Annotated in this window: 7 protein-coding genes; 2 read left to right on the top strand and 5 right to left on the bottom strand. The window is 69.7% G+C overall.

The features are described 5' to 3' along the window. Window positions 1-30: 30 nt before the first annotated feature. The 5 genes from ASF18_RS19780 to ASF18_RS19760 form a co-directional block, all read right to left on the bottom strand. Window positions 31-255: a YbdD/YjiX family protein gene (locus ASF18_RS19780; protein WP_056212834.1), complete on the bottom strand. Its 225-nt coding sequence runs from the start codon at window positions 253-255 to the stop codon at window positions 31-33. 5 nt (window positions 256-260) lie between these two features. Continuing rightward, window positions 261-2,327: a carbon starvation CstA family protein gene (locus ASF18_RS19775; protein ID WP_056212837.1), complete on the bottom strand. Its 2,067-nt coding sequence runs from the start codon at window positions 2,325-2,327 to the stop codon at window positions 261-263. Window positions 2,328-2,485: 158 nt separating this feature from the next. Then, complete coding sequence (locus ASF18_RS19770) at window positions 2,486-3,118, bottom strand: hypothetical protein (RefSeq protein WP_056354305.1); 633 nt, start codon at window positions 3,116-3,118, stop codon at window positions 2,486-2,488. Continuing rightward, entirely contained in the window at window positions 3,108-3,917 is an 810-nt protein-coding gene (locus ASF18_RS19765) for a TPM domain-containing protein (RefSeq protein WP_056354303.1), read from the bottom strand. Before ASF18_RS19765 ends, ASF18_RS19770 begins: the two co-directional genes overlap by 11 nt. A 6-nt stretch (window positions 3,918-3,923) precedes the next feature. Next, window positions 3,924-4,562: a LemA family protein gene (locus ASF18_RS19760; protein ID WP_056354300.1), complete on the bottom strand. Its 639-nt coding sequence runs from the start codon at window positions 4,560-4,562 to the stop codon at window positions 3,924-3,926. Between the two features lie 230 nt (window positions 4,563-4,792). Here ASF18_RS19760 and ASF18_RS19755 point away from each other — a divergent pair, with 230 nt between their 5' ends. Together ASF18_RS19755 and ASF18_RS19750 are read left to right on the top strand one after the other, a co-directional pair. Further along, window positions 4,793-5,110, top strand: a complete 318-nt coding sequence (locus tag ASF18_RS19755) for a SelT/SelW/SelH family protein (RefSeq protein ID WP_056212846.1) — start codon at window positions 4,793-4,795, stop codon at window positions 5,108-5,110. Then, complete coding sequence (locus tag ASF18_RS19750; RefSeq protein ID WP_082487746.1) at window positions 5,107-7,344, top strand: HWE histidine kinase domain-containing protein; 2,238 nt, start codon at window positions 5,107-5,109, stop codon at window positions 7,342-7,344. The genes ASF18_RS19755 and ASF18_RS19750 overlap by 4 nt, the downstream gene beginning before the upstream one ends. Window positions 7,345-7,807 lie beyond the last annotated feature (463 nt).

The raw sequence follows: 7,807 nt of genomic DNA, 5'->3' as shown, positions 1-7,807 counted from the left end.
AAGCCCCGCCGGTACGGCAGGCGGACGCGTTCAGCAGCAGCGGAAGCCGCTGCGGTTGCCGACGCCGAAGCGGGCGTTCTCCCGGTTCCGGAAGAACTCCCGCTCGCTCATGGGCTCCTGGTCCGCATGCGTCCTGCGGATATGGGCGGCATAGGCCTCGTAATCGCCCTGCCCCACCATCAGTCGGGCGCCGTCGCAGACGCATTTCGAGAAGGTCTTGAGACGGTCCCGCAATTCGGTCGACGACAGCGCCATGGGCTTTACTCCGCGGGAACGGCGGCCGGGCCGCCGCTCTCCAGGGCGGTCCAGCGATCGGCCCGATAGGCCTTCACGCAGGCCATGATGCCGAAGGTGGCGATGGCGAGCACGAGGCCGACGAACAGCACCGCGAGGGCGGCGTCGATCCGGTCGTTGAAGACGATCTTGTGCATGTCGGCCATGCTCTTGGCCGGCGCCAGCACCTTGTTCTCGGCGATGGCCGCCGAGAAGCGATCGGCGTGGGACAGGAAGCCGATCTTGGGGTCGGCCGAGAAGATCTTCTGCCAGCCGGCCGTGAGGGTGCAGACGCAGAGCCAGACGGTGGGGATGATCGTGACGAAGGCGTAGCGCTCGCGCTTCATCTTGAAGATCACCACGGTGGCGAGCGTCAGGGCCACGGCGGCCAGCATCTGGTTGGAGATGCCGAACAGCGGCCACAGGGTGTAGATGCCGCCGAGGGGATCGGTGACGCCCTGGTAGAGGAAGTAGCCCCAGGCGCCGACGCAGAGGGCGGTGGCCAGGATGCTGGGCGCCCAGGCCGTCGTGTCCTTGAAGCGCGGCGAGACGAGGCCGAGCAGGTCCTGCAGCATGAAGCGCCCGGCGCGCGTGCCGGCATCCACCGCGGTCAGGATGAACAGCGCCTCGAACAGGATGGCGAAGTGGTACCAGAACGCCATCATCGCCTTGCCGCCGATGGCCGAGGAGATGATGTGCGCCATGCCGACCGCGAGGGTCGGCGCGCCGCCGGCGCGGGAGATGATCGAGTGCTCGCCGACGTCCTTGGCCGTCTGGGCGATCTGCTCCGGCGTGATGGCGAAGGCGGGATCGAGCTTCGTCACCGCGGCCGCCGCGCTCTCCGGCGTCGTGCCGACGAGGCCGGCGGGCGAGTTCATGGTGAAGTAGATGCCCGGCTCGATCACGCTGGCGGAGACCAGCGCCATCACGGCCACGAAGCTCTCCATGAGCATGCCGCCGTAGCCGATGAAGCGGGCATCGGACTCGCGGTCGATGAGCTTGGGCGTGGTGCCCGAGGAGATCAGCGCGTGGAAGCCCGAGACCGCGCCGCAGGCGATGGTGATGAACAGGAACGGGAACAGCGACCCGGCCCAGACCGGTCCGCTGCCGTCGACGAACTTGGTCACGGCCGGCATCTGCATGTGCGGGGCGACGTAGGCGATGCCCAGCGCCAGGCCGATGATCGTGCCGATCTTGAGGAAGGTCGAGAGGTAGTCGCGCGGGGCGAGCAGGAGCCAGACCGGCAGGATCGAGGCGATGAAGCCGTAGCCGATCAGCAGCCAGCAGAGCTGCGTGCCCGTGAAGGTGAAGACCGGGCCCCAGTAGGGATCGGCCGCCACGTTGCCGCCGTAGACGATGGCCAGCATCAGCAGCACGAAGCCGATGATCGAGACCTCGCCGACCTTTCCGGGCCGGATGTAGCGGGCGTAGAGGCCCATCAGCATCGCGATCGGGATCGTCGCCGCGACCGTGAAGGTGCCCCAGGGGCTCTCGGCCAGTGCCTTCACGACGATCATCGCCAGCACCGCCAGCAGGATGACCATGATCATGAAGGTGCCGAACAGGGCGATGACGCCCGGAATGGTGCCGAGTTCGGACCGGATCAGCTCACCCAGCGAGCGGCCGTCCCGGCGCATCGAGATGAAGAGGACCATGAAGTCCTGCACGGCGCCGGCCAGCACCACGCCGGCCAGGATCCAGAGCAGGCCCGGGAGGTAGCCCATCTGCGCGGCGAGCACGGGGCCGACCAGCGGTCCGGCGCCGGCGATGGCGGCGAAGTGGTGTCCGAACAGCACGTTGCGGTTGGTGGGGACGTAGTCGAGCCCGTCGTTGTGGACGTGGGCCGGCGTCCGGCGGCTGTCGTCGAGCCGCATGACCTTGGAGGAGATGAAGAGCGAGTAGTAGCGATAGGCGATGAGGTAGACGCAGACCGCCGCCACGACGATCCAGAGGGCGTTGACCGTTTCCCCGCGCGTCGTCGCGACGATGGCGAGGGCGGCCGCCCCCAGCGCTCCCACGAGGGCCCAGGGCCCGTGCTTCGTTACCGCACTCATAGACGTCTCGCTCCTGCGACCTGTCCTTCGTGGCCGGTCGTCAAGGGCTCTTCTTGCGCAAATTCTTCCGCAGGGCCAGAGGCCCGCGATTTCAATCGGTAGGGATTGAATAACCCATCCCCCGTTTGTCACCGCGGGTTGCGAAAGGCCCGCGATCCTCAATCGAGTTCGATGACGCGGTTCGGCAGGGCGTCGAGGGGTCTGGCTTCCGGCGGAAGCGGCCCGGCCAGGATGGTGCCGACCTGCCCGACGGCTTCGGTCAGGCCCGCCTCGGCCTCGCCGCGGCGCAGGGCGGCCAGGAGCGCCTCGATCGCGCCGGACCAGGCGCCGGGCGGGACGCGCGCGGCGACGCCGTGATCGGCCACGATCTCGGCATGGCCCTCGGCCCGGGCGACGTAGATCAGCACCCCGGTCCGCCCTGTTGTCCGGCTGAGGCCGCGGGTCGTGAATTCGCGCAGGGCCTGTTCGTGGGCGCGATCGCGGCGGATCGCCCGTAGGACCAGGGCCATCCGCACCCGGGGATGGAGACCCGCCAGGAGCGCCAGCAGGACCACGGCGACCTGCGCCAGCGCGATCGTGGCCGCGCTCCACGGGGTCAGGACGATCAGCGGCCAGGGCAGGACGAGGCCGACGGCCAGGGCGAGCAGCAGCGGCGCGGAACGGTAGAGTCCGGCACGGGCGGCCACCAGCACGACGATCTCGCCGGACGTCGCGGTCTCGGCCCGGCGGATCGCCTCCGCGATCCGCGCCCGCGCCGGCGCATCGAGAAAGGGCGGTCGCTTACCAGTCACCGGAGGCTCCTCCCCCACCCGACGAGCCGCCCCCGCCGGAAAAACCGCCCCCATCGAAGCCGCCCGAGACGCCGCCGCTCCAGCCCCCCGAGGATGGCCCCGGCAGGATGATGAAGCCGCCCCCACCGCCCCGCCGCCCGCGGTTCATCCGGTAGACGACGAACAGGACGACGAAGAACAGGATGATGAAGATCACCACCTGTCCGGGATCGGCCTCGTCGCTGCGTACCTGCGCCTTGCGTTGCCACTCCTCGGCGTCGCCCGCGAGGATCGACAGCACCGCGTCGACGCCCGCGTTGATGCCGCCGGCGTAGTCGCCGGTCTTGAAGCGCGGCGTGATCGCGGTGGTGATGATGACCTTCGAGAGGGCATCGGTGAGGGCCCCCTCGAGGCCGTAGCCGACTTCGATCCGGACCTTGCGCTCGTTGGGGGCGACGAGGAGCAGCGCCCCGTTGTCGGTCTTGGCCTGCCCGAGCTTCCAGGCGCGGAACAGGCGGTTGGCGTAGTCCTCCACCGTCCGGCCCTGCAGGCTGGAGACCGTTGCGACCACCACCTGATCGGAGGTCTTGTCCTCGTAGGTCTTCAGCTTGGTCTCGAGGGCCGTCCGGTCCTCGGGCTTGAGGAGGCCGGCGCCGTCGACCACCCGCCCGGTCAGGGCGGGGAAGGTCGGTTCGGCGCCACCGGCCTGCGCGTGCGCGAGGCCGGTGGCGCCGACGACGAGCCAGAGCCCGAGGATCAGCCGCGCGGCGATCGACCGGATGGCCTCTGTCCCGGCGCTGCCCGGGCGCGGACGGTCCATGGCGGGCTAGAACTTCACGTTCGGCGGGCGCTCGGCGTTGGGCGTCGCCGTGAAGGTCTCCATCGGCTTCGCGTCCGGGTAGAAGACGGCGGCGATCCACCGGCCCGGAATGGTGCGGACCTCCGTGTTGTAGTCCTGGACCGCGGCGATGTAGTCGCGGCGGGCGACGGCGATCCGGTTCTCGGTGCCTTCGAGCTGCGACTGCAGGGCGAGGAAGTTCTGGTTCGACTTGATGTCGGGGTAGCGCTCGACGGTGACGAGGAGGCGGCCGAGGGCGCCCGAGAGCTGGTTCTGCGCGTCCTGGAATTCCTTGAACTTCTGCGGATCGCTCACGGTCGAGGCATCGACCTTGACGCTCGACGCCTTGGCCCGCGCCTCGGTCACGCCGATCAGCACGTCCTTCTCCTGCTGCGCGTAGCCCTTCACCGTCTCGACGAGGTTCGGGATCAGGTCGGCCCGGCGCTGGTACTGGTTCTGCACCTCGCTCCACGAGGATTTCGCCCGCTCGTCGAGGGTCGGGACCCGATTGATCGCTCCGCAGCCGGTCAGGGTCGTGCCCAGGGCGAGAGCCGCGACAGCGATCCGAACCCTGCCGAGCCAGGCCCGGACGGGACCCGTCGTCGGGGTGACGACACCTGAACGCATGCTTGAACTCCCTGGCCATCGGCGCGCCGCGCGAAGATCGGTCCCTCACCGGCCCGTGAACACACATAGGCGCATCGGCGCTGCGATAAAGGCGCACAGGGAAAAACTTGGCCGGGTGACGGAAAAACGTGGCCGAATCCCACCCGAACCCCACCGAAGACCATCGCCGTGCGGTGCCCGGGCGCGCGTTTCGGTTGACAAGCCGGGAGCGATCGGTCGCTTTACCCGCCATGGACGAAACGCCCCGCCCATCGCCCGAGAAGCCGCGGGTTTCGATCACCTACTGCACGCAGTGCCAGTGGCTGCTGCGGGCGGGATGGATGGCGCAGGAACTCCTCTCCACGTTTCGCGACGACCTCGGGGAGGTGGCGCTGATCCCCGGCACCGGCGGCGTCTTCGTGATCCTGTGCGGACCGCACCTGATCTGGGATCGGACGCGCGACGGCGGCTTCCCCGACGTCAAGGTCCTCAAGCAGCGCGTTCGGGATCACCTCGCGCCGGATCGCGACCTCGGACACATCGATCGCGCGGGCGTCGCGCGCTCATGAGCCATCCGCCTCCCGGAGAGACCCCGCCTCCCGGAGAGACCCCGACCGGGCGCCGCACTTGGCGCCGGGGGTGGGGGTCGCTCGCCTCCGCCTTCGCGCGTGTCCGACAGCGCGGTTTCTCGACCCAGGTCTACCTGGTCGCCCTGGTGATCGCGCTGATCGGACCGGGATTGCTGTTCACGGCGATCCTCCTCGCGCGCTATGCAGGAACCGAGCGGGCCCGCTTCGAGCAGGATGCCCGCGAGAACGTGCGGAGCATCGCCCTCTCCGTCGACCGCGACACGGCGGGCCTCGTCTCGGTGCTGCAGACCCTCGCCACATCGCCGCGACTGAAGGACGGCGAGTTCGACAATTTCGACGCCCAGGCGCGCCTCGTGCGGGACGCGGTCGGCCTCGACATCCTGCTTCGGCGACCGGACGGACAGCAGGTCGTGAACACGGCGGTGCCGCGCCGGGCCCCGCTGCCGCGCAGCGGGCTGCCCTTCGATCGCGAGATCGCCACGGGCAGCCAGCGCGCCGTCGTCTCGGGCTACGTCAAGGGCATGAAGCCCGCGGACGCGACCTATGCGGTCGCCGTGCCGGTGTTCGGCGAGGGCGGCGTCACCCATATCCTCAGCTTCACGGTCCCGATCGGCCGGCTGGACGGCCTGGTCGCCCGGGAAGCCGTCGAGGGCTGGACCACCGGCCTCTCCGACCGGGACGGGGTCATCCTGGCGCGGGTGCCCGATCCGGAGACCAATATCGGCTCGCAGCGCCTCGCGACCCTGCGTCAGTACCAGACCGCGACGCCGAATGTCTGGGAGGGCAAGGATCGGCGCCTCAAGGCCGTGACGGTCGTCGAGGCCCGCTCCCGCCTCACGGGCTGGACCGCGGCCGCGATCATCCCGCAGGCCCTGGTGGAAGCGCGCCTGCGCAACTGGATCTGGGCCTTCTGCGGCTTCGGCCTCCTGGTGCTGGCGACCTCGTCCATCCTGGCGGTTCACCTGTGGTCGCGGGTCTCGCAGCCCCTGCGCCGGCTCGCCGCGACGGGGCCGGCCCTCTCCCGCGGCGAGGTCATCCCGCGGATCACCTCGCCGATCCACGAGATCCGGCGCCTGGGGGACGTGCTCGCGGAGGCCTCCCAGCGCCTGCGCCTGCGCAGCGACGAGCGCGACCGGGCGCTGGCGGAGACCGAGCGCGGCCTGAGTGCCCTGCGCGAGAGCGAAGCCCGCTTCCGCCATATGGCCGATTCCGCTCCGGCCCTGATCTGGATGACCGACGAGAACGCCCGGATCAGCTTCGCCAACATGCATTTCGACCACATGTTCGGGCTGCATACGGCCGCCGTGCTGGCCGGCGAGGATTGGCGCCGGATCATCTTCGCGGAGGACTACGAGGCCTTCGCGACCCGCTTTCGGGACGCCTTCGCGGCGCGGGTGCCCTTCCAGGCCGACGTCCGGGTGGTGGACCAGGACGGCGTCGTGCGCTGGCTGCGCTGCGAGGGGGTGCCGCGGACGGACGATACCGGCAATTTCCTCGGCTACACGGGCTGCAACGTCGACATCACCGATGCCAAGCGCGCCGCCGAGCACCAGCAATTGCTGATCCACGAACTGAACCATCGCGTGAAGAACACCCTGGCCACCGTGCAGTCGATCGCGGGACAGTCCCTGCGCCGGCTCGAGGGGCCGGAGGCCACCGCGGCCCGAGCCGCGTTCGAGGCCCGCCTGCTGGCCCTGGCCCGGGTGCACAACGTCCTCACCCGGGAGAGCTGGGACGGCGCCGAACTCGGAAACGTCGTGGCCGACGCCATCGCGCCGCTGGATGCGGCGGAGGGGCAGCGCTCCCGGTTCTTCGTCTCCGGTCCCGCCCTGCGGCTGCCGCCGCGCCTGGCCTTGTCGATCGCCATGGCGCTCCACGAGCTCGGCACCAATGCGGTGAAGTACGGGGCGCTCTCGCAGGAGGCGGGCACGGTGACGATCGCCTGGTCGGTGGAGCGCCAGGCGGAGACCCGCCTGATCCTGCGCTGGAGCGAGGCGGGCGGCCCCCCCGTCGTCCCGCCGACCCGGACCGGCTTCGGCTCGCGCCTGATCGAGCGCAGCCTGGCCCGGGAACTCGATGGCGAGGTCCAGTTGCTGTTCGCGGCCAGCGGTGTCGTCTGCACCATCGAAGCCCCGGTCCCCCCGCCGACTCTGCTGGAGCGCAAGGCGGACCTCATCGGCCCGCGCGAGATGCCGCTCTCCCGCTCGGCCTGAGCCGGACTCGATCCGGGCCGGCGGCCGAGCGGCGTCGATCCGACGCGCCGCCCGTCTTCCTCCGCGCCTGCCCGGGCGCCACCCTGAATTGCATGGGCCGTGCCGTGCCGGACCTCGCGGGATGGTTCAGCGCCTGAACAGATTTGGTCCAGGGGACGCCCCTCGGTCTCGCCGGAGGTTTCGGGCGGCGATCCCCCGGGCCGCGCGCGGGCCTCCCGGCATCGCCGGCCTGTGTCGAAGTGGACGTCGCGTTCGGCCGGGTGTCCCACCTGGGCTGGACCGGACGGATGAGCCCTCGGGCCTCCGCAAGGGTTCTGTATTCGTCATAGATATTAACAATCAATATGGCAATTTAACTAAATTATAATGAACCGCTAAAGCTTGCCGAACCGAAACTGGTGGTGGACAACAAGCACTGATTGCGTAGAGCCGCCCGTTAGTTGTTCGCGTTGCACAACAGCGC

This window comes from Methylobacterium sp. Leaf89, assembly GCF_001422215.1.
Lineage (GTDB): Bacteria > Pseudomonadota > Alphaproteobacteria > Rhizobiales > Beijerinckiaceae > Methylobacterium.
Note: the sequence above shows the minus strand (reverse complement) of the source record. Positions and strands in the feature narration are given on the sequence as shown.